General features: G+C 70.7%; 18 protein-coding genes, 5 pseudogenes and 2 riboswitches. Of the genes and pseudogenes, 12 read left to right on the top strand and 11 right to left on the bottom strand.

The genetic code is table 11. The annotated features are described in order from the left end of the window. The first annotated feature begins 18 nt into the window (after window positions 1–18). On the top strand, window positions 19–1,749 hold the full coding sequence (locus ACGFXC_RS02435) for a GAF domain-containing protein (protein ID WP_393708669.1): 1,731 nt from the start codon (window positions 19–21) through the stop codon (window positions 1,747–1,749). 15 nt (window positions 1,750–1,764) lie between these two features. On the opposite strand, the gene ACGFXC_RS02440 is transcribed toward ACGFXC_RS02435, so the two are convergent. The 3 genes from ACGFXC_RS02440 to ACGFXC_RS02450 form a co-directional block, all read right to left on the bottom strand. Continuing rightward, a complete protein-coding gene (locus tag ACGFXC_RS02440) occupies window positions 1,765–2,463 on the bottom strand; it encodes a response regulator (RefSeq protein WP_393708671.1) in 699 nt (232 codons plus the stop codon). 88 nt (window positions 2,464–2,551) lie between these two features. Next, window positions 2,552–3,190, bottom strand: coding sequence for a CBS domain-containing protein (locus ACGFXC_RS02445; protein ID WP_393708673.1), 639 nt, complete (start codon window positions 3,188–3,190; stop codon window positions 2,552–2,554). 26 nt (window positions 3,191–3,216) lie between these two features. Beyond that, window positions 3,217–3,681, bottom strand: a complete 465-nt coding sequence (locus ACGFXC_RS02450) for a Crp/Fnr family transcriptional regulator (RefSeq protein WP_393708674.1) — start codon at window positions 3,679–3,681, stop codon at window positions 3,217–3,219. Window positions 3,682–3,954: 273 nt separating this feature from the next. Between ACGFXC_RS02450 and ACGFXC_RS02455 the strand changes: the two genes are divergently transcribed. Both ACGFXC_RS02455 and ACGFXC_RS02460 read left to right on the top strand, forming a co-directional pair. Further along, window positions 3,955–4,425: a pyridoxamine 5'-phosphate oxidase family protein gene (locus ACGFXC_RS02455; protein ID WP_393708676.1), complete on the top strand. Its 471-nt coding sequence runs from the start codon at window positions 3,955–3,957 to the stop codon at window positions 4,423–4,425. Window positions 4,426–4,512: 87 nt separating this feature from the next. Next, a complete protein-coding gene (locus tag ACGFXC_RS02460) occupies window positions 4,513–6,216 on the top strand; it encodes a SulP family inorganic anion transporter (RefSeq protein ID WP_393708677.1) in 1,704 nt (567 codons plus the stop codon). Window positions 6,217–6,720: 504 nt separating this feature from the next. Here ACGFXC_RS02460 and ACGFXC_RS02465 read toward each other — a convergent pair. Both ACGFXC_RS02465 and ACGFXC_RS02470 read right to left on the bottom strand, forming a co-directional pair. Continuing rightward, window positions 6,721–7,875 (bottom strand): hypothetical protein, encoded by a 1,155-nt coding sequence (locus tag ACGFXC_RS02465; RefSeq protein WP_393709623.1) that lies wholly within the window; start codon window positions 7,873–7,875, stop codon window positions 6,721–6,723. 158 nt (window positions 7,876–8,033) lie between these two features. Next, window positions 8,034–8,261: pseudogene (locus tag ACGFXC_RS02470) on the bottom strand (DUF6221 family protein); the annotation flags it as partial. A gap of 95 nt (window positions 8,262–8,356) precedes the next feature. Here ACGFXC_RS02470 and ACGFXC_RS02475 point away from each other — a divergent pair. Next, window positions 8,357–9,123, top strand: a pseudogene (locus ACGFXC_RS02475) (transposase). Between the two features lie 185 nt (window positions 9,124–9,308). Here ACGFXC_RS02475 and ACGFXC_RS02480 read toward each other — a convergent pair. The 3 genes and pseudogenes from ACGFXC_RS02480 to ACGFXC_RS02490 form a co-directional block, all read right to left on the bottom strand. Next, window positions 9,309–10,556 (bottom strand): multidrug effflux MFS transporter, encoded by a 1,248-nt coding sequence (locus ACGFXC_RS02480; protein WP_393708679.1) that lies wholly within the window; start codon window positions 10,554–10,556, stop codon window positions 9,309–9,311. 985 nt (window positions 10,557–11,541) lie between these two features. Continuing rightward, window positions 11,542–12,057 (bottom strand): annotated as a pseudogene (locus tag ACGFXC_RS02485) (ECF transporter S component); the annotation flags it as partial. Between the two features lie 158 nt (window positions 12,058–12,215). Then, a riboswitch (cobalamin riboswitch) is annotated at window positions 12,216–12,290 on the bottom strand. A 155-nt stretch (window positions 12,291–12,445) separates the two neighbouring features. Continuing rightward, window positions 12,446–13,366: a cobalamin-binding protein gene (locus ACGFXC_RS02490; RefSeq protein WP_393708681.1), complete on the bottom strand. Its 921-nt coding sequence runs from the start codon at window positions 13,364–13,366 to the stop codon at window positions 12,446–12,448. 48 nt (window positions 13,367–13,414) lie between these two features. Then, a riboswitch (cobalamin riboswitch) is annotated at window positions 13,415–13,600 on the top strand. A 191-nt stretch (window positions 13,601–13,791) separates the two neighbouring features. Here ACGFXC_RS02490 and ACGFXC_RS02495 point away from each other — a divergent pair. Genes ACGFXC_RS02495 through ACGFXC_RS02515 form a run of 5 tightly spaced genes read left to right on the top strand, consistent with a single transcriptional unit; the run spans window position 13,792 to window position 19,196 of the window. Further along, a complete protein-coding gene (locus tag ACGFXC_RS02495) occupies window positions 13,792–15,291 on the top strand; it encodes a CoA-acylating methylmalonate-semialdehyde dehydrogenase (RefSeq protein ID WP_393708683.1) in 1,500 nt (499 codons plus the stop codon). 5 nt (window positions 15,292–15,296) lie between these two features. Continuing rightward, complete coding sequence (locus tag ACGFXC_RS02500) at window positions 15,297–16,442, top strand: acyl-CoA dehydrogenase family protein (RefSeq protein WP_393708685.1); 1,146 nt, start codon at window positions 15,297–15,299, stop codon at window positions 16,440–16,442. Next, a complete protein-coding gene (locus ACGFXC_RS02505; RefSeq protein WP_393708687.1) occupies window positions 16,439–17,524 on the top strand; it encodes an enoyl-CoA hydratase/isomerase family protein in 1,086 nt (361 codons plus the stop codon). Before ACGFXC_RS02500 ends, ACGFXC_RS02505 begins: the two co-directional genes overlap by 4 nt. Beyond that, a complete protein-coding gene (mmsB, locus tag ACGFXC_RS02510; protein WP_393708688.1) occupies window positions 17,521–18,423 on the top strand; it encodes a 3-hydroxyisobutyrate dehydrogenase in 903 nt (300 codons plus the stop codon). The genes ACGFXC_RS02505 and mmsB overlap by 4 nt, the downstream gene beginning before the upstream one ends. Beyond that, window positions 18,420–19,196: an enoyl-CoA hydratase gene (locus ACGFXC_RS02515; RefSeq protein WP_393708690.1), complete on the top strand. Its 777-nt coding sequence runs from the start codon at window positions 18,420–18,422 to the stop codon at window positions 19,194–19,196. Before mmsB ends, ACGFXC_RS02515 begins: the two co-directional genes overlap by 4 nt. A 54-nt stretch (window positions 19,197–19,250) precedes the next feature. Here the strand turns inward: ACGFXC_RS02515 and ACGFXC_RS02520 are convergent, their stop codons facing one another. Then, complete coding sequence (locus ACGFXC_RS02520; protein WP_393708692.1) at window positions 19,251–19,925, bottom strand: S1 RNA-binding domain-containing protein; 675 nt, start codon at window positions 19,923–19,925, stop codon at window positions 19,251–19,253. A gap of 317 nt (window positions 19,926–20,242) precedes the next feature. Here ACGFXC_RS02520 and ACGFXC_RS02525 point away from each other — a divergent pair, with 317 nt between their 5' ends. Both ACGFXC_RS02525 and ACGFXC_RS02530 read left to right on the top strand, forming a co-directional pair. Continuing rightward, window positions 20,243–20,470 (top strand): CbtB-domain containing protein, encoded by a 228-nt coding sequence (locus ACGFXC_RS02525; protein WP_030963071.1) that lies wholly within the window; start codon window positions 20,243–20,245, stop codon window positions 20,468–20,470. Between the two features lie 15 nt (window positions 20,471–20,485). Continuing rightward, window positions 20,486–21,313, top strand: a complete 828-nt coding sequence (locus ACGFXC_RS02530; RefSeq protein ID WP_393708694.1) for a CbtA family protein — start codon at window positions 20,486–20,488, stop codon at window positions 21,311–21,313. Window positions 21,314–21,379: 66 nt separating this feature from the next. On the opposite strand, the pseudogene ACGFXC_RS02535 reads toward ACGFXC_RS02530, so the two are convergent. Continuing rightward, window positions 21,380–21,529: pseudogene (locus tag ACGFXC_RS02535) on the bottom strand (citrate/2-methylcitrate synthase); the annotation flags it as partial. Between ACGFXC_RS02535 and ACGFXC_RS02540 the strand changes: the two are divergent. Next, window positions 21,514–21,690, top strand: a pseudogene (locus tag ACGFXC_RS02540) (short-chain fatty acyl-CoA regulator family protein); the annotation flags it as partial. The pseudogenes ACGFXC_RS02535 and ACGFXC_RS02540 sit on opposite strands and share 16 nt — an antisense overlap. Before the next feature lie 429 nt (window positions 21,691–22,119). Here the strand turns inward: ACGFXC_RS02540 and ACGFXC_RS02545 are convergent. Beyond that, window positions 22,120–23,535 (bottom strand): short-chain fatty acyl-CoA regulator family protein, encoded by a 1,416-nt coding sequence (locus tag ACGFXC_RS02545; RefSeq protein ID WP_393708696.1) that lies wholly within the window; start codon window positions 23,533–23,535, stop codon window positions 22,120–22,122. Window positions 23,536–23,678: the final 143 nt, after the last annotated feature.

Below are 23,678 nucleotides of genomic sequence, written 5' to 3' on the forward strand. Positions count from 1 at the left end.
GCCGTACGGAGGTGGGGCGTGAGCGCTGGTGACGTGCCCGCCCGAAGCGGTGTCCCGCGGCTGCGGCTCGACGAGCTGCTCGACGAGCTCCAGGTACGCATCGACGAGGTCAGAGGTACCCGGGACAGGCTGAACGGCCTCCTGGAGGCCGTCATGTCGGTGGGTCGGGAACTCGACCTGCCGCAGGTCCTGCGCGGCATCGTCGAGGCGGCGGTCGTACTCGTGGACGCCCAATACGGAGCCCTAGGGGTCATCGGGGACGGCAAGAAGCTGGACGAGTTCCTGCCCGTCGGCATCAGCGACGGCCTCCGGGCGCAGATCGGGGACCTGCCGTCGGGCCACGGCATCCTCGGTGAGCTGATTCGCCACCCCGAACCACTGCGGCTGTCGGAGCTGTCCGAGCATCCCGCCTCGTACGGGTTCCCGGAGCACCACCCGCCGATGCACTCCTTCCTCGGTGTCCCGATCCGGGTCCGCGAGGAGGTCTTCGGCAACCTCTATCTGACCGAGAAGCGCGGCGGAGCAGAATTCGACGCCGAGGACGAAGCGGTCCTGTCCACCCTCGCCGTCGCGGCCGGCATCGCCATCGAGAACGCCCGTCTGTTCGCGGAGGTCCGGCTGCGCGAGCGCTGGCTGGAGGCCAGCTCGGACATCACCAGCGCCCTGCTCTCCGGAGCGCCGGAGGACGAGGTCCTCGAGGGCATGCTGGACCGGGCCAAGGACATCACCGGCGCGGACATGGGTGTCTTCTACCTGCTCGGCTCCGCTGGGGAACTGCGGGGCTCCCTTGCCCTGGGGGAGGGAGCGGAAGCGCACCGCGGGATCGTCCTGCCCAGCACCCGGGGCACTCTCGCAGAAGCCGCGCTGGCCCGCGACGGACTCATCGCGGTCCCCGACGTGGCGGCCGATGAGCGCGTCACCGTCCAGCCCGAGCGGTGGACCGGCTTCGGCCCGGCCGTGGCGGTCACCGTCGGCACGAAGGAGAAGCTCAGCGGCGTCCTGATGCTCGCCCGCCGGCACGGCCGCCCCGGCTTCGCCGGCTCGGAGATCGCCGCGCTGCCGGGGTTCGCCGGCCAGGCCGCCCTCGCACTGGAGCTGGCCGACCGGCGCCGCGACGCCGAGCAGATGAGCCTGCTGGAAGACCACGACCGCATCGCCCGCGACCTGCACGACCTCGCCATCCAGCGGCTCTTCGCCACTGGCATGACCCTCCAGAGCGCCCAGCGCTTCGTCGACCACCCCCAGGCGTCCGAACGCCTGGCGCGCGCCGTGGACGACCTGGACGCCACCATCAAGATCATCCGGTCCACCATCTTCGGACTCCGTGAGCACGAGACCCCCGGGCAGACGTCCAAGCTGCGATCCCGCCTGGTCCAAGCCATGGACGAGGCATCAGCGGCTCTCGGATTCCCCCCGGCCCTGCGAATGGAGGGCCTGATCGACACCGACGTACCGTCGGCGGTCGCGGACGAGGCCCTCGCAGCGGTGGGGGAGGCACTCGCCAACGTCGCCCGACACGCCGAGGCCACGCGGGCGGAGGTCTCGATCGTCGCATCGGCCGGAAACCTGACCGTCACCGTGGCCGACGACGGTGTCGGCCTGCCCGAGAGCGGTCGGCGCAGCGGACTGCGAAACCTCGCAGAACGCGCCGAGAGGCTGAACGGCCGGATGAAGGCCGCAGCGCGGGACGACGGAATGGGAGGCACGCGCCTGGAGTGGCAGGTGCCCCTGGTTCCACCACGGCAGTGACTGACTCCGGCGTCACTACTGCTTCGCCGTCCCGGTATCGTGCTCGTGCACCTGGGCGGCGATCACGGCCGCCTGGACCCTCCGCTCCACGCCGAGCTTCCCCAGCAGCCGCGAGATGTGGTTCTTGACCGTCTTCTCGGACAGGTAGAGCTGTTTGGCGATCTGCCGGTTGGTGAGGCCGTCTCCGATGAGTTCCAGGACGGCCCGCTCGCGTTCGGAAAGAGCCGCCAGCCGGGCGTCCTCCGGCTCCTTCGCCGCCGCAGGATCCCGCAGGGAGTGCATCAGACGCGCGGTGGTGGCCGGGTCGAGCATGGACTGCCCGGTCGCCACCGTCCGTACGGCGGAGACCAGGTCGGAGCCCTTGATCTGCTTCAGCACGTACCCGGCGGCGCCCGCCATGATCGCGTCCAGCAGCGCGTCCTCGTCATCGAAGGACGTCAGCATCAGGCAGGCCAGGCCTGGCATGCGCGAGCGCAGCTCGCGGCAGACGGTGATGCCGTCGCTGTCGGGCAGCCGCACGTCGAGCACGGCCACGTCCGGGCGCAGCGCAGGCCCGCGAGCCAGTGCCTGCTCGGCCGTGCCGGCCTCGCCCACGACGGTGATGTCCGGCTCGGCGTCCAGGAGGTCCCGCAGCCCGCGCCGGACCACCTCGTGGTCGTCGAGGAGGAACACCTTGATCGGAGCTCCGGCGGAGGCATTCGGATCGTCGGACATGATCGCCCCTGGTGCAGTGCCAATGACGCATTTCCCATCGAATTGTCTCAGGAAGGCGCACAAAACACCCCGTAATCGTGAGGCGGCACTATGCGGCCACGGCGCCGTCCAGCTCCATCCGGACGTCCACGACACCTTCGACCGCGCGGATCGCCCGTGCGAGCAGGGGCACCAGGGCCCGGTCCCGCAGCGGGCCGCGCAGGGTGACGACGCCGTCCCGGACGCCGAAGTCCGCGTTCACGCCGGGTGCCAGCTGGCTGAGCACGCCCTGGCGGATCTCCTCCGCGAGCTCCTCGTCGGGCCGCAGAAACACCTTCAGGAGGTCACTGCGGCTGACCACGCCCTCCAGCATGCCGAGCGCGTTCACCACGGGGAGGCGCTTGACGTGCTTGCGCGCCATGATCCTGGCAGCTTCGGCGACGGGCGCGTCGGGGTGCACGGTGATCGCCGGGCTCGACATCAGCTCCTCGGCCAGCACCCCGCCGGCCTTCGACGCCTCCTCCAGCTGATCAGGAAGGGTGGGGTCCGTACGCCGGAACTCCTCCTTCGGCAGCAGATCCGCTTCAGAGACGACTCCGACGACCCGCCCCTCGCCTTCCAGGACGGGGACCGCGCTGACCTTCCACTGGTGCATCAGCTCGACGATCTCCTTGTAGGACGCCTCGCGGCCGATGGCGACGGCGGTGTGCGTCATGACGTCACTGACGGTGTAGCGGGATGCGGGCATGACCGGCTCCTTCGGCGTACGGACGATCAGAGGAAGCTGCCGCTGCCGTAGGGCGCGTACAGATCGAGAAGGCGCACCCGGGAGGCCTGCAGCCGGTTGGCGAGGACCTGCCCGACCCAGTGGCCCAAGGCAGAACCGAAGGCAGGGTCGGCGTCCATCAGCGCCCGCACGCGCTCCGCGTCGAACTCGTACGCGCGGACGGGCGTCATCGCTTCGGCGCCCAGGCGCCAGGAGTAGGGCTTGAAGAGCCACGAGCAGCCGACCAGCTGGCCGGCGCCGAGGCTCTCGATGACCGCGGCGCGCCGCCCGGGTACACGGACGTCCAAGGTCACGGTGCCGGAGCGGACGATCCAGAACCGGTCGGCGTGGCCGCCCTCGCGGAAGAGGTGGGCCCCTTCTGCGAAGTTGACCTCTCGGGCCAGCTCCATCAGGCGGGAGCGGCAGTCTGCGGGGAGTGCCTCGGAGATACGGGTGGGTGAAGGGGCGCTCATGGACGGCCTCCTGTATGAGTCCGTCTTCAGTCTTGGTCTTCCCGCCGGTCCCGAGCATGGGCCCTGTGGTCCCGTCCAGGGGCCGATCGGCCCCTGTCCGAGACCGGCGTGCGCGGAGAACCTTGCAGCAGACGGTCCGTTCACGCCTTCACCCCTGTTCGACTGGCAGGCGCGCGACATGCGGGAACGGGCACGGCACGGCCAGCCGGGGTGTCTCCCCCACCATGCCGTCGATTCGGATCCCGCCTGCTCGTTCGACGAAGGGCGCCCACGATGAAGAGCCACCCGGCCGGTGCGACCACCGCTTCGCCTGCCGACAGCGTGCCGGGACGACAGATGGAAGAGCTCGGGACTGACGAGGCGCTGCAGCTGCTCGGCACAGCCGAAATGGGCAGGATCGTCTTCACCCGTCACGCACTGCCGGCGGTACGCCCGGTGAACCACGTCCTCGACGCCGGCGACATCATCGTCCGCGTCCAGGACGGATCGACGCTGGCGGCGCTGCTCGCGACCCAGCAGGATGCGGGCGTGGTCGTTGCCTACGAGGCCGACGACATCGACCCGGGTGAACATCTGGGCTGGAGCGTGGTCGCCACCGGCTACGCCACCGCTGTCACCGACCCGGACGAGATCGAACGTTACGTGCGCCTCCTGGAGCCCTGGGCCGTGGCCGGCGCATCGCGCGCGATCCGGATCCGCCCCGACCTGATCACGGGCTTCCGCTTGCGCGAGGGCAGTCCGTAACGTCGCCCGCACGCGCGCTTCGCCTCCACACCGCCCTCCGCACGTCACGATGGTGCGGCACACGCCCGCAGGAATTCCGGAGGTGTCATGCCGAAGCGCGGATGGACCGTGGCGGTCCCGCCTGCTTTCCGCGGCTACCGTTCGTCCTGGCTCCGGGGTGACGTGCTGGCAGGCATCACGGTCGCCGCGTATCTCGTGCCACAGGTGATGGCCTACGCCGGCGTTGCCGGCCTCCCGCCGGTCATCGGGCTCTGGGCCGCCCTCCCCGCCATGGTCCTCTACGCCCTCAGCGGGTCCTCCCGCTTGCTGTCCGTGGGGCCGGAATCGACCACCGCCCTCATGACCGCCGTGGCCGTGGGCCCGCTGGCGGCCGGCGACCCCGCGCGCTACGCGCTGCTCTCGGCGGCCCTGGCCGTCGTGGTCGGCCTGCTCAGTCTCGTCGCCTGGGCCGTGAGGCTGGGCTTCCTCGCGGATCTCCTCTCCCGCCCGGTGCTCGTCGGCTACCTGGCCGGCGTCGCCCTGATCATGATCGTGGACCAGCTTCCCCGCCTGACCGGAACCACCGGTAGCGGATCGGACTTCTTTCCCCACCTGTTCTCGTTCCTCCACCATCTCGGTGACGTGCACTGGCCCACGGCCCTGCTCGCCGGCGGATGCCTCGCCCTTCTGTTCGTTCTGCCCCTGTTGTGCCGACCGCTGCCCGGACCCCTCGTCGTGCTGGCGCTCGCCACGGCAGCGGTGGCGGGCTTCGCCCTCGACGAAAACCACGGAATCAACGTCATCGGAGCAGTCCCGACCGGCCTCCCGGGCTTCGCCCTGCCCGATCCGTCCGACTACGCCGACTTGGTCCTACCGGCAGTCGGAGTGCTCCTCGTCGGATATTCGGACGTCGTCCTGACCGCGCGCGCCTTCGCCCGGCACGACGATCCGCACCCCTTGGCCGCCAACCGAGAACTGCTGGCGCTCGGCGTGTCCAACGTGGGCGCCGGCGTCCTGCACGGCTTCCCTGTCAGCAGCAGCGCCAGCCGCACCGCTCTCGCCGACTCCGCCGGCGCCCGCACCCAGGCGTACTCCCTCGTCGGCGCCGTCTGCGTGGCCGCCGTACTGCTCTTCCTCGGCCCACTGCTGGCCCACACCCCGTCCGCCGCCCTCGGCGCCATCGTCGTCTACGCCGCCGTACGCCTGATCGAGGTGGGCGAGTTCCGCAGGCTTGCGGCCTTCCGCAGGCGCGAATTGCTCCTGGCCATCGGCTGCACCTTCGGCGTGCTCGTCCTGGGCATCCTGTACGGCGTCCTGATAGCGGTGGCCCTGTCCGTCATCGACCTGCTCGCAAGAGTGGCCCGCCCGCACGATGCCGTCCTGGGGATCGTTCCGGGCCTGGCCGGCATGCATGACATCGACGACTATCCGACCGCCCGCACCATTCCCGGCCTGCTCATCTACCGCTACGACTCGCCTCTGTTCTTCGCGAACGCCGAAGACTTCCGCCGACGCGCCATGGCGGCCGTCGATGAGCAGCACGGACCGGTCCACTGGTTCGTCCTGAACACCGAGGCCAACGTCGAGGTCGACATCACGGCCCTTGACGCCGTCGAGGCGCTACGCGCCGAACTCGTCCAGCGGGACGTCGTGTTCGCCTTCGCCCGCGTCAAACAGGAGCTCCGCGAACCCCTCGACGCCTACGGCCTTACGGCAGCGGTCGGCGCGGGCCGCATCTACCCGACCCTGCCGACAGCCATCGCCGGCTACCACGCCTGGCAGCGTGCCGCCAGCCGAAAGTCCGGCCCATGACGAGCGAACGGAGCTCAGGTCTCTCCACAGGAGGACAGCTTCGACGTCTATGCGCGAGACCAGTTGCCGAGAACACGCATCCGCAGTGGGCCTGTCCGAAGTGATGCTCCGGAGCCAGACTGGGCATGGTGCCACGAGCAACTCGCAGGCGCAGCCGCTGTCACCAGGGTGGGGGCCTCGTCAAATGCCGCGCTACAGCTTGAGCCGCTTTGACTGCCGCCAGCTGGCGGGGCGGCCGGCCTCTTCGTGTGCCTGGCGGATCCGGTCGGCGGAACGCGGCGTGGACCTCAGGCTTTCCCCTGCGGCGACGCCCGAAGGCATCGCCGACGACGGTGTAGACCGAGAAGTCCTGATCTTCCAGGTGTCGCCAGGACAGGTGGTTCGGAGACTCCACTGGAAAGAGGTCGTAGCAACTCGCTATGTAGCAATTCTACGTGAGGGTGGCTCGTTTCCGGGGATCGTCGAGACCGACGACCTGGGCACGTACGTCATGAAGTCCCCCAGTTAGGGTCGGCTAACCTGTTCCCGATGACGGAACACGTGGAAGCTCGTGCGGCGAATCCTGATGCAGGTCATCGGGATTCGCCGCCCCGCTCGCCCGGGCAGTGGTGTCCGGGCGTTGTCGGTTCTAGCGCCGCGATGGCCGGTCCGGACATGGTCATTTGCGTGGCTGGGCGGTGTAGGTCTAGCGACTTGCTCCGGTACGTGGCCAGGGAGCCATTGCGCCAGCAGGTATGCCAGCAGGTATTCGGCGGTGGCAGCATTGCCATGTGTGCCCAGGGGCTTGACTGGCATCGTGGACGATGCCGTCGTAGTCAGTTGTTCTGCGATGAGGTGAGGTACGAGCAGGGCGGCAGAGCCAGCGCTGGGATTGAAGGCGACCTGATAAGTGGCGATGACCGCGGATTCCCAGGCGGTGAGAAGGTCCTGGGCGCGCTCGCCGAAGCGCGTGTAAGGGAGTGCCGGCACCTTGACGCCGACGAGTCGCCAGGGTGTCTTCGTGCGCCGGTCCACTTCTGCGCGGGCCTGGGAGGTCCACTCTGCTGCGAGCTCGCCGAAGGACTTCAGTGCCTCGGCCAGCCCTTTGCGTCGGCGGCCGAAGGCATCTCGCACGAGGAATGAAACGGTGAAGTCGTGTTCTTCCAGGCGGCTCCACGACCACGTGGCCCTGCGGCTCCAGTCGAACCAGACACGCTGGAACGTACGCCGTGCATCGACGCCCAAACCAGCGTAATCGGGCTCGGCAGTGAATTCTGGCTTGGGTAGGAGCCGTACGGCTGAGGCTTCGAGCAGAGAGGTGGGCTGGACCAGGGCGGCGAAGGCGCGCCGTTCCGCTTCGAGGGCGGGGAGAAAGCGCCGCTGCAGATCCGCAGCCCAAGGGGCGAGGAACGGGAACTCGGAGACTGCCTTGTTGCTCTCCACCAGGTAGGTGTGGAGTCGACGCCAGTGCTCGTATCGGTGGGTGCGAATCCCACAGGTACGTTCGTAGCGTTCGAACTTGTCGTTCTGGTCGTCCTCGCTGACGCCGTCGTCATCCGACGCGGGCGACAGGAACTCACCGGTCGCGAGCGCCGCTGCGGCATCGCGCTCTTCGTTGATGTCTTCCTGTGAATCGTCTTCGAGGTCGGCCCAAAGGGCGAGGGTCGAGACCGTGGCCACGGCTGCTCCCAGGGGAAGGACGGGGCTGTCAACGGGTAGCGGCCAGCGGCAGTGGGTGCAGAGCCGCTGCGCGGCTTCATGGAATGGGAGCAGTCATCGCGGTTGTCCCACGGTAGTTCGGGGTCGCCCGTGGCAGGACTGAGTGCATGTGCATGGCGGGCGAGCACGCGCCGCTTGGCTTCAACCTTCCGCAGCATGCGAGCCGGGTCGTGCAGCGCGACGTGCAGGGCGATCGTGGGATGGAAGCCGGAGAGTTCTACTTGGCAGAAGTCGACGGTGTGCCTGTGAGCGGTCCACTCCCCGCAGTCGTCATCGTCGCAGTGTCGGGCCAGGTCTGCCTCCTCGTCCAGCCGTGCGTGGAGGAAGGTCATAAGGTCTTGGCTCATGGGGTCTTCCTGGATGATGCGCCAGGCCCGGTCGCCTGATTTCCGTGCTGAGGGCAGGACCCGGGCGGCAGGCGGGCGACTGGGATGACCTTGCTGTGGCTGGTGTGATCACGGCGTCGGAGCCGTCTTGGATATCCCCGTTCACCGGGCTGAGCTCGCGGCAGTTCGGGAAGCTGGTGACGGTGCTGCGGCGCGAGGGGGCGGACGCGGTCCGCAGGGGCCGGCGTGGAGTCTTCCGCTGGAGGACCGGGCCCTGTTGGTCGCGGCCTGCTGGCGCACGAACCTGACCATGCGGCAGCTCGCCCCGCTGTTCGGGGTGTCGAAGTCGGCGGCGGACCGCATCATCGACGACCTCGGGCCGATGCTCGCGCTCCAGCCCCGCAAGCGGTTCGCGAAGGACACCGTGCTCATCGTGGACGGCACCCTGGTTCCCACCCGGGACCACACCATTGCCGCGCAGTCCAGGAACTACAGGTACTCCACCAACCACCAGGTCGTCATCGACGCCGACACGCGCCTGGTCGTTGCGGTCGGCCGGCCGCTGGCCGGCAACCGCAACGATTGCAGGGCATGGGAGGAATCCGGCGCCAAAGCCGCCGTCGGCAAAACTATGACGATCGCCGACGGCGGCTATCCGGGCACCGGACTTGTCATGCCCCACCGACGCTGCAAAGGCGAAGAACTGCCCGAGTGGAAGCAGGCGCACAACAAGTCCCACAAGCAGGTCCGCGCCCGCGTCGAGCACGTCTTCGCCCGCATGAAGACCTGGAAGATCCTCCGCGACTGCCTCCTCAAAGGCGACGGCGTCCATCACGCCATGCTCGGCAGCGACCGCATGCACAACCTCGCACTCGCCGGATAGGGCAGCGGGCACAGCGGCCAACCATGTCTGAGGCGGCCAGAAGATCAGGTGCGGGACAACCCTTGGGGCGTGTTGCGAAATCGGCGTTTGCGCGCTGCTGCCGGACGTTTGTTGTGCGATGGCGTGGGCCCCGGCAGATGCCGGGGCCCACGGGTGTCGGTTTTTCGTCGTGTCGCTGGGGTGGCCTACTTCGGCTCGGGTGTGTGGTGGCCTCGGGTGAGAGTGGTGAAGCAGGTGAGGGCGAGTGCTGCTGTGAGGGTCTGGATGAGGGCCATGGGGGCGGCGCTGGTGGTGAGGCCGGCCAGGGGGGAGACGAGGGCGCCGATGAGGAAGCTGGAGGAGCCCAGGAGGGCGGAGGCGGCGCCGGCGGCGTGTGCGGTGCGGTTCATGGCCAGGGCGTTGGCGTTGCCGATGAGCAGGCCGAGGCTGGAGACGAGGAGGAACAGCACCGCGCAGACGGCCGGGAGACCAGGGTGCCCGAGCAGGCCGGTGGCGAGGGCGAGCATCGCAAGGCTCGCCAGCAGCAGGAGGCCGAGTCCGGCGGTGACGATGGTGTGGACGGGGAAGCGGCGGACCAGGATGCGGCCGTTGAGCTGGCCGGTGGCGACCATGCCGGCGGCGTTCAGGCCGAAGAGCAGGGCGTAGGTCTGGGGGCTGGCGCCGTAGAGGTCCTGCAGGACGAAGGGGGAGGCGGCGAGGTAGGCGAAGAACGCGCCGAACGCGCCGCCGGCGGCGATCAGGCAGCCGGTGAAGACGCGGTCGGCCAGCAGGCCCCTCATCTGTGCCAGGCCCATGCCCCGGGTGCGGCGCGCGGCTGCGGGAAGGGTCTCGGGCAGGCCGAACGCGATCGCGGCGGCGACCACCAGGCCGAGGACGGCGAGAACGGCGAAGATGCCGCGCCAGTCGGTGACGTGCAGGAGCTGGGCGCCGAAGAGCGGGGCGACGACCGGGGCGACGCCGGAGATGAGCATGAGCGTGGAGAAGACCTGGGCGATCTTCACGCCCTGGTAGAGGTCGCGGATGATTGCGCGGGCTATCACGATGCCGGCGGCGCCGGCCACGCCCTGAACGAAGCGCAGTCCGACCAGCGCGCCTGCGCTGGGAGCCAGCGCGCAGGCGATTGAGGCGGCGGTGTAGAGGGCCATCCCGGCTAGGAGGGGGCGGCGGCGGCCGAGGCGGTCGGAGAGGGGGCCGACGACGAGCTGGCCGAGTGCCATGCCGATCAGGCAGGAGGTAAGGGTGAGCTGGACGACGACCGCGGTGGTGGTGAAGGTGCCGGCCACATCGGGGAGAGCAGGCAGGTAGATGTCGGACGACAGTGACGGCAGGGCGGTCAGCGCGGCCAGGACCAGGAAGATCAGCGGGCGCGTTGAGGACGTCGCGGAAGCGCTGTCGGTGGCGGGAACAGCCGCTTTCTGCGCAGGGCTGGGCAAGGATCACTCCTTGGTGGAAGAGGGTGGGGGCGACATCGAATCTAGTGCTGTTTGCCCAGCTCAGGCGCCTTCCAGGGGCTCGCGCAAGCCCTCGGCGGCGCCCTGGAGCCGTAGGCCGCCGAAGGCCGACGGAGACCCCTGACCGGCGGACGCAAAGACGTCAGAGGAGCTGCCAGCGGCCCGGACGGACCCCCGAGTGACTCGCCGGCCTCACTTTCTCGTCCTCGCGGAACCAGAAACCCGTGAAGCCCTGAGTAGACACCTAAGAGCCTATCGACGCATCCAAGTAGGGGGGATAGGCCTTTTGTCACCTGGGGCGCCAGAAGGGCCCTCAGGGCCGCCTGCGCTCACTCATCCAAACAGATCGATACCGCGTCGAGCTAGAGCCACTCTTCGAGAGCGGCGATGAGAACAATTGCTTCATGGCGGACCGCTGGCTTGTCGGAGCGTGGCGACGCTGCGGTTCCCCTTCAGCCGGTTGATGCCGCACTCGACTGCGTGACGCTGACGGTGGTCGACGGGATCGAAGCTCGGTGGTCGGCCACCCCGCGCGCCTCGCTTCCGGCGGTTGTCGGCCTGGGCGGCCTTGTCGGTACTGGTGCAGCGGATACCGCGGCGGCGTAGGTAGGCGCGGTTCCTGCGGCAGGCGTGTGCCTTGTCCGCGCGGACCCGGTCGGGACGGACACGTGGTCGGCCCGGTCCGGGCCGGGGCACCCGGACCTTTTCCCAGCACCGGTTCGAACTGCGGCGAGTCCCCGCGCTGCACCCGGCTGCCTATTTCGCGGGCCGCGTGCCGGCGGGAACCACCTGGCTCTACCGACGCGCAGACGATGGCCAGGACCGGCTCGTCTTCCGTGGTTGCGCCTGTGGGACAGCAGGACGGGCAACGTGCAGGGCGGACGGGGCCGGTGAGGTGCGGCCGAGGGGGCCGATTCGGTGGGGCGGTTCGCGAAGGGGGACCGGGCGGCGTGCCCGGTCCATCCGGTGTCTTTGTGCCTGGGGCCTGATCCGCCGCTCTACGGGGAGCGAAGCGGACCGGGGCCTGGAAGCGGGCTTTGCGGGCGGCGCGGCGGAGGACAGTGAGGACGGCCGGGCCGGCCAGACAGATGCAGATGAGGTTGGTGACGGCGCGGCCGGTGTCCCAGCCGAGGGAGGTGGCCAGGTCGAAGGCGAGGTAGCGGTGGAACTGCTCGGTGAAGGGGAGGCCGGGGAGGTAGGCGATGGAGCTGTTGGGGTCGAGGGAGAAGGGCCAGAAGGAGAGGCTGAGGAGGAAGCCGAAGAGGTAGCCGGAGAGGGAGCCGTAGACGGCGAGGAGAGCGACCTCCTTGCGGCCGGAGGCCTTCGGGAGGAAGTCGGCGAGCATGCCGACGAAGGCGCAGCCGAACATCTGGTACGGCATCCAGGGCCCGACCCCGCCCGTGATGAGGGAGGAAGCGAAGAGGGAGGTGCAGCCCAGGGTGAAGCCGAAGCCGGGGCCGTAGACGCGGCCGGCGAGGACGAGGCTTCCGGAGAGGAGCGACGGGTCCGAGCCGACGGTCCCTCCGCGCACGCACCCCGTCCCCTGCTCGTTTCCATAGGAAAGGGGCAGGGGACTCAGACCCGGCGTGGAGGCTTCGCGCTGCAGACCATGACAGTGAGAAGCAGTACGCATCGCACACCGGGTACTCCGACTCACGGTGCCGTTCGGCCCCGCTCACGGTTGCAGGTCAGCGCCGGATTCCCACCGGCTTCCCCCAGTTGTGCGCGCATTCGGTTGTGGGCCCCGCCGTACGGGCCGGAGCAGAACGCATCGTACGGTCTGGTCGGCATGCGCCGGAAGCGGATCGCGCAAGCTGACCGGGCGACCCACCCGCTGCGTTCCGGCGGGCCGTGTGGCACGGGAAGCACTGCTACGTCCGGCCCAGGCGGCGCGCCTCCGCCTCGGTCACCGGGTCTCCGGCCGGCGCCCCGTGCAGCACGTGGGCGAGGACTTCGGCACCCCGGACCACGCGCGGGCCCGGCCGGTTGAAGTAGGCCGGGCCGTCCAGCACCCACACCTCGCCCGCCCGTACGGCGGGCAGTTCCTCCCACCCCGGGAGTGCGGTGAGCAGGCTGATTTCGGTCAGGGTCCGTGCGGGCGGGAAGCCGCACGGCAGCACCAGGAGGACGTCCGGGCGCGCGGCGCGCACCGCGTCCCACGTCATCGGCTCGGTGTGCTCCCCGGGCGCGGCCAGCAGCGGGTTCCCGCCTGCGTGCGTGATCTGCTCCGGTACCCAGTGGCCGGCCGGCCACAGCGGGTCGAGCCACTCGACGGCCACCACCCGCGGCCTCGGTCGGCCGGCCACGGCGCGCCGGACCCGGGCGAGCCGGCCGAGCAGCTCCGCGCGCCGTCGCTCGGCCGTTTCCCGGACTCCCAGCAGGGCGCCCACGGTGACGAGGCAGTCCAGCACGTCGTCCAGGGTCTTCGGTTCCAGGCTCAGGACGCGGGGTCCGGCGTCCGTGACGCGCACGGCCCGGGTGACGCTCTCGTAGGAGACGGCGCAGACCCGGCAGAGGTCCTGGGTGAGCAGGACGTCAGGTGCGAGCGCGGCCAGTGCCTCCGTGTCCAGGGTGTAGAGCGATGAGCCGCTGTGCGCCGCGCCACCGACCGCGGCGGAGATCTCCCGGCTGCTGAGTGCGTCCGCGTCGAATTCGGCGCGGGTGACGACGGGTACGGAGGCGACGACGGCCGGCGGCCAGTCGCATTCGTGAGTGCGTCCGACCAGGTCGGCGGCGAGTCCGAGGTCCGCCACGATGTCCGTGGCCGCCGGGAGCAGGGAGACGATGCGCATACGGCGACTCTAGGCCCGCCCGAGCGACGGGTCTGGACTTACTAGGACGTCCAACTATATGTTCGTGGCACAAGGTCCGCGGTGCAGGGAAGCCGGTGTGAAACCGGCACGGTCCCGCCACTGTGACCGGGGAGTGTGCTGCCATCCACACGCCACCGACGAGGGCTGTCGGGAAGGCGGGCGGCGCGCGGGGATCCGGGAGTCAGGATACCGGCCGCGGATTGTTCCGTGTTGTCCACGAGGATGGAGCAGACACGCATGGCACCGGTTTGTACCCACGACCCTGGTGATCCGGCGGAGCACGCGCACACCACTTCCGCGCGCTCGTAGTTCTCACGGTTTCCGCAGCGGCGCACCCCCACCCGGGTGCCGTCCGCCGGTTCGCCGTGCCATCCCCGGATCCAACCTGACGAGAGCAGGCACCCATGGTCCGTGAACTCACCCATTTCATCGGCGGAAAACACACCACCGGCACGTCCGGGCTCTTCGCCGACGTGTACGACCCCAACACCGGCGCGGTGCAGGCCCGGGTCCCCCTTGCGGGGCGCGCCGACACCGAAGCCGCCATCGCCAACGCCGAGGAGGCACAGGCCGATTGGGGGCAGTGGAACCCGCAGCGCCGGGCCCGCGTACTGCTGCGCTTCCTCCGGCTCGTCGAGGGTGAGCGGGAGGACCTGGCCCGCATGCTGTCCGCCGAGCACGGCAAGACCGTCGCCGACGCCCACGGCGACCTCCAACGCGGGCTGGAAGTCGTCGAGTTCGCCGCCGGGATCCCGCACCTGCTCAAGGGCGAGTTCACCGACAACGCCGGCACCGGCATCGACGTCCACTCGCTGCGCTCGCCGCTCGGCGTGGTCGCCGGGATCACCCCTTTCAACTTCCCCGCGATGATCCCGCTCTGGCAGGCCGCACCGGCCCTGGCCTGCGGAAACGCGTTCATCCTCAAGCCGTCCGAACGCGATCCCTCCGTACCGCTGCGCCTTGCGGAACTGTTCCTGGAGGCCGGGCTGCCGCCGGGCGTACTGAACGTCGTCAACGGCGGCAAGGAGTCCGTCGACACCCTCCTCGAAGACCCCCGCGTGCAGGCGCTCGGCTTCGTCGGCTCGACGCCGATCGCCGCGCACATCTACGCGACCGCCGCGGCCCACGGCAAGCGCGCCCAGTGCTTCGGCGGTGCCAAGAACCACATGATCGTGATGCCCGACGCCGACATCGACCAGGCCGTCGAGGCGCTCATCGGCGCTGGCTACGGCTCGGCGGGCGAGCGCTGCATGGCCATCGCCGTCGCCGTACCCGTGGGCGAGGAGACGGGCGACCGGCTGGTCGCCGCGCTCAAGGAGCGCATCGGCACGCTGAGGATCGGCCGCTGCGACGACCCCGAGGCCGACTTCGGCCCCCTGGTCAGCCAGGACGCCCTCGACCGGGTCCGCCGCTACGTCGACATCGGCGCGAGCGAGGGAGCCGAACTCGTCGTCGACGGACGCGGCTTCACCCTGGAGGGCCACGAGAACGGCTTCTTCGCCGGCGCCACCCTCTTCGACCGCGTCTCCCCGCAGATGCGGATCTACCGCGAGGAGATCTTCGGCCCCGTCCTGTCGGTGGTCCGCGCCGCGGACTTCGAGGAGGCGCTGCGCCTGCCCACCGAGCACCCGTACGGCAACGGCGTGGCCATCTTCACCCGCGACGGAGACACGGCCCGCGAGTTCACCCGCCGGGTGGGCGCCGGCATGGTCGGCGTCAACGTGCCCATCCCGGTGCCCGTCGCCTACCACACCTTCGGCGGCTGGAAGCGTTCCGGCTTCGGCGACCTGGGCCAGCACGGCCCGGACTCGATCCGCTTCTACACCCGCACCAAGACCGTCACCTCGCGCTGGCCCTCCGGGGTCAAGGAGGGCGCGAGCTTCACCATCCCGACGATGGGGTGAGCGCCGTGACCACCACCCTCACCGCGGACCAGCTCGCCCTCGCCGAGGTCACCCTCGACTTCGCCCAGGAGCAGCTCGCCCCCCATGCCCTGGCCTGGGACCAGGACAAGCACTTCCCCGTCGACGTCATCCGCCGGGCGGCCGCACTCGGTCTCGCCGGCGTGTACGTCCGGGAGGAACACGGCGGTTCCGGCCTCTCCCGCAGCGACGGCGTGCTCGTCTTCGAGACCCTCGCCACCGGCTGCCCGTCCATCGCCGGCTACCTCTCCATCCACAACATGGTCGCCTGGATGATCGACCGGTACGGGGACGAGGGCCAGCGCGCCCGCTGGCTGCCCGGCCTCTGCTCGGCGGCGACCCTGGGCAGTTACTGCCTGACCGAACCGGGCGCGGGCTCGGACGCCGCCGCGCTGCGCACCCGCGCCGAACGCCAGGGCGACCACTACGTGCTCTCCGGGGTCAAGCAGTTCATCTCCGGTGCCGGCGCCTCGGACGTGTACGTGGTCATGGCCCGGACCGGCGATCCGGGCCCGGGCGGGGTCTCGGCCTTCGTCGTCCGGCGCGAGGACCCGGGAGTCTCCTTCGGGCCCAACGAGCGGAAGATGGGCTGGAACGCCCAGCCCACCCGCCAGGTGGTCCTCGACGGGGTCCGCGTCCCCGCCGACCGGCGGCTCGGCGCGGAAGGCGACGGCTTCCGCATCGCCATGAACGGCCTCAACGGCGGCCGGCTCGGCATCGCCGCCTGCTCGCTCGGCGGAGCGCGGAGCGCCCTCGACCGCAGCCTGTCGTACCTCGCCACGCGCGAGGCCTTCGGCACCCGGCTGCTGGACGCCCAGGCCCTCCAGTTCCGGCTCGCCGACATGGCCACCGAGCTGGCCGCCGCGCGCGCACTGGTGCGGCAGGCGGCGGAAGCCCTGGACACGGGCGATCCGCTGGCCCCGCAGCTCTGCGCGATGGCCAAGCGCTTCGCCACCGACACCGGGTACGCGGTGGCCGACGCGGCCCTCCAGCTCCACGGAGGCTACGGCTACCTGAGCGAGTACGGCATCGAGAAGATCGTCCGGGACCTGCGGGTCCACCAGATCCTGGAAGGCACGAACGAGGTCATGCGCGTGATCGTCGCGCGCGGACTCACGGAGACCCTGCGATGAGCAACGAAACCCCCGAAGAGCGAGACCACGTCCTCCTGCGCACCGAGGGCCACGCCGCGTACATCACCCTCAACCGCCCCAGGGCGCTGAACGCCCTCAGCCACCCGATGGTGCTCCGTATCGAGCAGGCCCTGACGGCCTGGGCCGAGGATCCCGCCGTCGACGTGGTCGTCATCGACGGCGCCGGTGGCCGGGGCCTGTGCGCGGGCGGCGACATCCGCGCGATCCACGAGGACGCCCGCACCGGCGGCACCGCCTCGGCGGACTTCTGGCGGGACGAGTACCGGCTCAACGCGCTGATCGCCCGCTACCCCAAGCCGTACGTCGCCCTCATGGACGGCATCGTCATGGGCGGCGGAGTCGGCGTCTCCGCCCACGGCAGCGTCCGGGTCGTCACCGAACGCTCCGAGGTCGCCATGCCCGAGACCGGCATCGGCTTCGTCCCCGACGTCGGCGGTACGTACCTGCTCGCCCTGGCCCCGGGGGAACTCGGCACCCACCTGGCGCTCACCGGCGCCCCCGTCGGCGCCGCCGACGCGCTGCTGTGCGGGCTCGCCGACCACTTCGTACCGGCGTCGGCGCTGCCCGCCCTGGCCCGGGACCTGGCCGTGGACTCCGTACGCACCGCCCTGGAACGGCACGTGGCAGAGCCACCGGCCGGGAGCCTGGCTTCCGCCGGGGAGTGGATCGACCACTGCTACGCCGCCGACTCCGCCGAGGAGATCGTCGCGCGGCTGCTGGCGGCGGGGGTACCCACCGCGAAGGACGCCGCGGACACCCTGCTCGCCAAGTCCCCGACCGCCGTCAAGGTCACCCTGGCCGCGCTGCGCCGGGTCCGCCGGCTCGGACCGCTGGAGCGGGTGCTGGAACAGGAGTACCGCGTCTCCTGCGCGGCCCTGTCCTCTCCCGACCTGGTCGAGGGCATCCGCGCCCAGGTCATCGACAAGGACCGCGATCCGCACTGGTCCCCGGCCACGCTGGAGGACGTCACCGACGCGGACGTGGACCGGTTCTTCGCCCCGCGGGGCGCGAACGGGCTCCGGCTCGTCGCGCCCGCATCGTCACAGGAGGTCGTCTGGTGAGCAGTACCGTCGCATTCATCGGGCTCGGCCACATGGGCGGGCCGATGGCCGCCAGCCTCGTCAGGGCCGGCCACCGCGTCCTCGGCTTCGACCTCGTCCCCGACCTGCTCGCGGCCTCGGTCCGCGCCGGGGCCGAGGCGGCGGCCTCCGCGGCCGAGGCGGCCGCGGAAGCCGACGTGGTCGTCACCATGCTGCCCGCGGGCCGCCACGTCCTGGCCCTCTACGGCGAGCAGGGCCTGCTGGCCGCAGCCCGTCCCGGGACCCTGTTCATCGACTGCTCCACCATCGACGTGGCCGACGCCCGTACCGCGCACGAGGCAGTCGTCGCGGCCGGCCACCGGGCGCTGGACGCGCCGGTCTCCGGCGGGGTGGTGGGGGCCGAGGCCGCCACGCTCACCTTCATGGCGGGCGGCGGAGAGGCCGAATTCGCCGCCGCGGAGCCGCTCCTCGGCGCCATGGGCAAGAAGGCCGTGCACTGCGGCGGGCCGGGCGCCGGGCAGGCCGCGAAGATCTGCAACAACATGATCCTCGCCGTCTCGATGATCGGCGTCAGCGAGGCGTTCGTCCTCGCCGAGAGCCTGGGCCTGGACCACCAGGCGCTCTACGACGTCGCCTCCACCGCCTCCGGCCAGTGCTGGGCCCTCACCGTCAACTGCCCCGTACCCGGACCGGTTCCGGCCAGCCCCGCCAACCGCGACTACCGGCCGGGCTTCGCCGCCCCGCTCATGGCCAAGGACCTCGGCCTCGCCGCCAACGCCCTGCGCACCGGCGGCGTGGACGCCCCGCTCGGACTCAAGGCAGCGGACATGTACGCCGCCTTCGCCGCCGCCGAGGGCGCGGACCTCGACTTCTCCGCGATCGTCCGCACCCTCCGACCGCAGAACGGAAACCCCGCATGACCGCCTTCGAGACCATCCTGCTGGAGCGCAAGGGCCGCGTCGCCGTCCTCACCCTCAACCGGCCCGAGGCGCTCAACGCGCTCAACCTCCGGGTGATGACGGAGGTCGTGGCCGCCACGGAGGAACTGGACCGGGACCCGGACGTCGGCTGCATCGTCCTGACCGGCTCCGCCAAGGCCTTCGCGGCGGGCGCGGACATCAAGGAGATGCGCCCGCGGAGCTACATGGACATGTACCTCTCCGACTGGTTCACGGCCTGGGACCGGCTCGGCGAAGTCCGCACCCCCACCCTCGCCGCGGTCTCCGGCTACGCGCTCGGCGGCGGCTGTGAACTGGCCATGCTCTGCGACATCCTCCTCGCCGCCGACACCGCGAAGTTCGGCCAGCCCGAGATCAAGCTGGGCGTCATCCCCGGCATCGGCGGCTCCCAGCGCCTGGCCCGGGCCGTCGGCAAGGCCAAGGCCATGGAGCTCTGCCTCACCGGCCGCACCATGGACGCCACCGAGGCCGAGCGCGCCGGACTGGTCTCCCGCATCGTCCCGGCCGACGAACTGCTCGCCGAGGCCCTCGCCGTGGCCACGACGGTCGCCGAGATGTCCAAGCCGGTCGCCATGATGGCCAAGGAGGCCGTGAACCGGGCCTTCGAAACCACCCTCGCCGAAGGCGTCCGCTTCGAACGCCGCCTCTTCCACGCCGTGTTCGCCACCGCCGACCAGAAGGAAGGCATGTCCGCATTCGTGGACAAGCGCCCGCCGCACTTCACCCACGGCTGACCGGATCCGGGCCGGGGGCAGGCCAGATCCCGCCTTTCCCCGGCTCCGGAGTCCTCAGGTGTGGTGCGGGTCCCGGGCCGACAGGGAGATCCGATTGCGCTCCAGGTCGACGTCGACGATCCGTACGGCGATCTCATCGCCCTCACTGACGACGAGCCCCGGATCGTCCACGGGCTCGTCCGTCAACTCCGTGTTGTGTACCAGACCTTGCACGTCACCGGCCAGGCTGACGAGGGCCCCGAACGGCACCAGCCCGGTGACCCGCGCCAGCACGGTCTGGCCGACTCTGTCGACGAAGGTCGCGAGAGGCTGCGGCTGGAGCGCCTTGAGGGACAACTGGACCTGCCCCCGCCACGTGTCGACGTCGAGCACCTCCGCCACGACACGCTGGCCGACCGTGACCACGTCCTCCGGCCGGCGGTCCCAGGACCAGGTCAGCTCGGGCACCCGGATGAACCCCGTGGACACACCCTCCGGCTCGCCGTCGAGGTCCACGAACACGCCGAACGTGCGCACGCCGCGCACACGGCCCGCCTTGACCTCTCCTCGTCGCAGGCCCAGGAGGAAGGCTCGCAGCGCCGGGTCCTCGCAGGCGGTGACCGAACCGCATACGCCCGCTTGCTCGTGGTCGACGGAGAACGCCTCGCCGGTGAGCCGCTGTCGGATCTCTTCCAGTTCGCAGGCATGGCGAGACTCCCCGGCCTCCTGCTGCGATGGGGAATCGGTCACGACGATCACCTTACGGCGGGCGCGCGTCGAGGGCGGCCGGGTTTCGGTCGGGTGTGCGGCGGCCGACCTGCGCGCCTCGCGCACCCGCTGTGATCAGGGACTCACGGTCTTGGCCGCGTGGCCGCCACGCGGTAGCGTCAGCGCGACATAAAGAAATAGCGACGACGGCGAGACGGAAGTCCGGTGTGAATCCGGCATGGTCGCGCCACTGTGTGCTGCGGTGAATCCCCCCCGGGGGGCGTCGTGGCGAGTCAGACCCGAGGACCGTCGTCCCGCACCACCGTATGGGACGCGTTGTTCCCCGAGGAGGTTCCATCATGGCCGAGGCCGTCGCTTCCGCTGCCATACCCACCCCCGCCGTCTCCCCGTCGGCACCGCTGCCCGTGAAGGCCGTCCTGCCCTGGGCGCTGTTCGTCGGCCTGCTGATGCTCGTGGCCCTGTACTTCGTCGGAGCCGAGCAGGGCGCCACCGCCGTGTTCGCGGGCGAAGGTGTGCACGAGTGGGTGCACGACGGTCGTCACCTGCTCGGCTTCCCCTGCCACTGAGAGGCTGCGCACATCATGTATGCCTCCACTGTCAGAGGTCTGCTGGTCCGCGGCATGCTCGCGGGCCTGATCGCCGGACTGTTCGCCTTCGCCGTCGCCTACGTGGTGGGTGAGCCGCCGGTACGGGGTTCCATCGCCGTCGAGGAGGCCGCGGCCGCCAAGGAAGCCGCCCCCGCCGCCGGTCACGCCGGTCACGGCGGCGACGCCGCTCCCGCCGCCGCCGAGGAGGAAGAGCTCGTCAGCCGCCCGGTCCAGTCCACCGTCGGTCTTGCCACCGGTGTCCTGGTCTACGGGGTCGCGCTGGGCGGCATTGCCTCCCTCGCCTTCTCGTTCGCGCTCGGCCGGGCCGGCCGGTTCGGCCCTCGGGCGACGGCGGCCCTCACGGCCGCCGGAGCGTTCGCCCTGGTCTACCTGGTGCCGTTCCTGAAGTACCCGGCCACGCCGCCGGCGGTCGGCAACCCGGACACGATCGGGCAGCGCACCACGCTGTTCTTCCTGATGATCCTGCTGAGCGTGCTGCTCGGCGTGGGCGCGATCATCCTCGGGCGCCGGCTGGCACCGCGCCTGGGCAACTGGAACGCCACCCTGACCGCGGGGGCGGGCTTTGTCGTCGCCACCGCGCTGGCCTTCCTCGTCCTTCCGGACAACGCCGACGCGGTCAAGCCCGAGTTCCCCGCCGCGCTGCTGTGGGACTTCCGGGTCGCGTCCATCTCCGTGCAGATCGTGCTGTGGACGGTGTTCGCCGTCGTCTTCGGAGTTCTGGCCCAGCGACTCCTGGCCCACCGCACCGATCCGGCGGGCACGGAGGCGGCGGTTGCCCGGCCGTCGTCGGTTCCCAGCTGATCGAGGAACCCGCAGCCAGCCCCGGAGCCCTGTCCTCCCGCACACGCGGGGGACAGGGCTCCGGTGTTCGGTGATGTGGGCGGTCCACCCGGTGACCCTGCTCATGACGAACAGCGGAGTGAACATGGGTACGTCGAAGCCCATCAGGTGGTAGGCGAGGGCGGCCGGGTGGTCCAGGTTCGGGTGGATGCCCTTGCGGCCGATCATTCCGGATCGCCCGCACCGTGACCCGCGGGGGCTACGGCCGTCGTGCCCGCCGGGCCGAGTTCGCCGTCGCGTTGGGCTGCGAGCGCCGCCACGCGTCCCGGCTCGGCTACGCCGAGGGTCTCGCGGTGGTGGAGCAGTCGGCCGCCACCCCGATCGGGCTCGACGTACGTTCCCCACCCGGTGTTCAAGAGCGGGCGATCCGGCGCCCCGGACGGTTTCACTCCCCGCCCAGTGCCTGCGCGTACTCTGCGAGCGCACCCTCCTGGTCCCAGGTCAGCCGCCGGACCTCCCTCGTCCCAATGCGCCGAGGGTCGAGGCCGCCTTGCACACACCGGACATCAGGCACATCACCTTCGCCGACCCGGGCCAGTTCAGGTTACGGAGCGCGAGCATCCGCAGGAGGAGCGAGCAAGGCGTGAGCGTGCCCGGCGGCGCGGTCATGGACCGTGCGCAGCAGCTGCCGCTGCCGGTCCGTTCCGCCAGGTCGTCGGGGAACTCATCGGGCGGAGGGGGTTCGGGATATGTCGAGGGTTCCATGACCACCACGGCTGGTAGGGGCTGCGGGGCGGGTCCGCGCTGCCTGGCCGACCCCAGGTGAATCAGCTGCGAGGCGACGAGGACGCGCCCGTGACGGGGTACGGGACGAACGTACTGCTGTTCTCGTCCACGGCGAGGGCACGCCCGAGCGGGGGGACCGCCCGCTGCGGGCAGTCGAGGCGCTCGCAGAGGCGACAGCCCATGCCGATCGGGGTGGCGGCCGCCGTGTTGTCGAGGTCGAGCCCGTCGGCGTACACGAGGCGGGAGGCGTGCCGGATCTCGCAGCCGAGGCCGATGGCGAAGGTCTTGCCGGGTTCCCCCCAGCCGCCGCGGTGGCGGGTGACGGCGCGGGCGGTCCACAGGTACCGCTGTCCGTCGGGCATGGCGGCGACCTGGACGTGGATGCGGCCGGGCACGGCGAAGGCCTCGTAGACGTTCCAGAGCGGGCAGGTGCCGCCCGCGCGGGAGAAGTGGAATCCGCTGGCGGACTGCCGCTTGGACATGTTGCCGGCCCGGTCCACGCGTACGAAGGAGAACGGTACGCCGCGCAGCCTGGGGCGTTGGAGGGTGCTGAGGCGGTGGCAGACGGTCTCGTAGCCGAGGCCGAAGTGGTCGGTGAGCCGCTCGATGTCGTAGCGGAATTCCTCCGCGGCCGTGTGGAAGGCCGTGTACGGCAGGATCAGCGCGGCGGCGAAGTAGTTGGCTATGCCGATCCGCGCCAGGGGGCGTGCCTCGGTCCCGGCCGGGAAGTCCTCGGCGGCCAGCCGGTCGATCTCGTCTCCGTACTCGAGGAGGGCGAGCTGGGTGGCCATCCGGAAGGCCTGCTGGCCGGGGCGGAGCCTGCTCGACAGGTGCAGGGCGCGGCCGTCGGCGTCGTAGTGGTGCAGCCTGTCGGAGTCCGCGCTGATCCTCACCCCGTGCCGGTCGGCGAGGCGGTGCGTCAGGGCGCGGATGACGTCCCCGGGGCGGATGCCGATCTCGCGGGCCAGGTCCTCGGCGGCGAGGTCGGTGTCGTGGAGGTAGTTCTGCCGCCGGTAGAAGAACTCGCGGATCTCCTCGTGGGGAGAGCGCGGGGCCGCCGGCGGGCCGCCGCGCCCTTCGGCCGCGTCGGCGAGCCGCTCCGCCAGGAGCTGGCCTCGTCGCCCGAGGTCCAGCAGGACCGCGGCGACGGCAGGCATCCGGGTGGCCAGCTCGGCCAGGTCGGACGAGGAGACACGGGCCTCGGCGACTTCGTTGGCCAGCGCCTCGCGGAGGTCGGCGACCATGCGGCTGGTGTCGCGCTCCGAGAAGAACCCGGGGTCCACCCCGAACGCCTCGGTGAGGCGCAGCAGCACCGGGACGGTGAGCGGGCGGGAGTCGTGCTCCATCTGGTTCAGGTAGCTGGGCGAGATGCCCAGCACCCTGGCCAGGTCGGCCTGCGTCATGCGCCGCTCCTCACGCAGCCGCCGCAGCCGTGCTCCCGCGTAGGTCTTGCTCACCGGACTCCTCCACCGTCGGACGGGCCTCGTCAGCATACGGCGGACTGACTCGTCGGTAACCTTCGCAACCTTGGCAATTTCAGCCTCGAAGATTCGCAAACCTTGGCAGACGTACCTCCTTGATGGCACCCAGTGCCAGTGCC

The organism is Streptomyces sp. NPDC048507 (assembly GCF_043199995.1).
Lineage (GTDB): Bacteria > Actinomycetota > Actinomycetes > Streptomycetales > Streptomycetaceae > Streptomyces.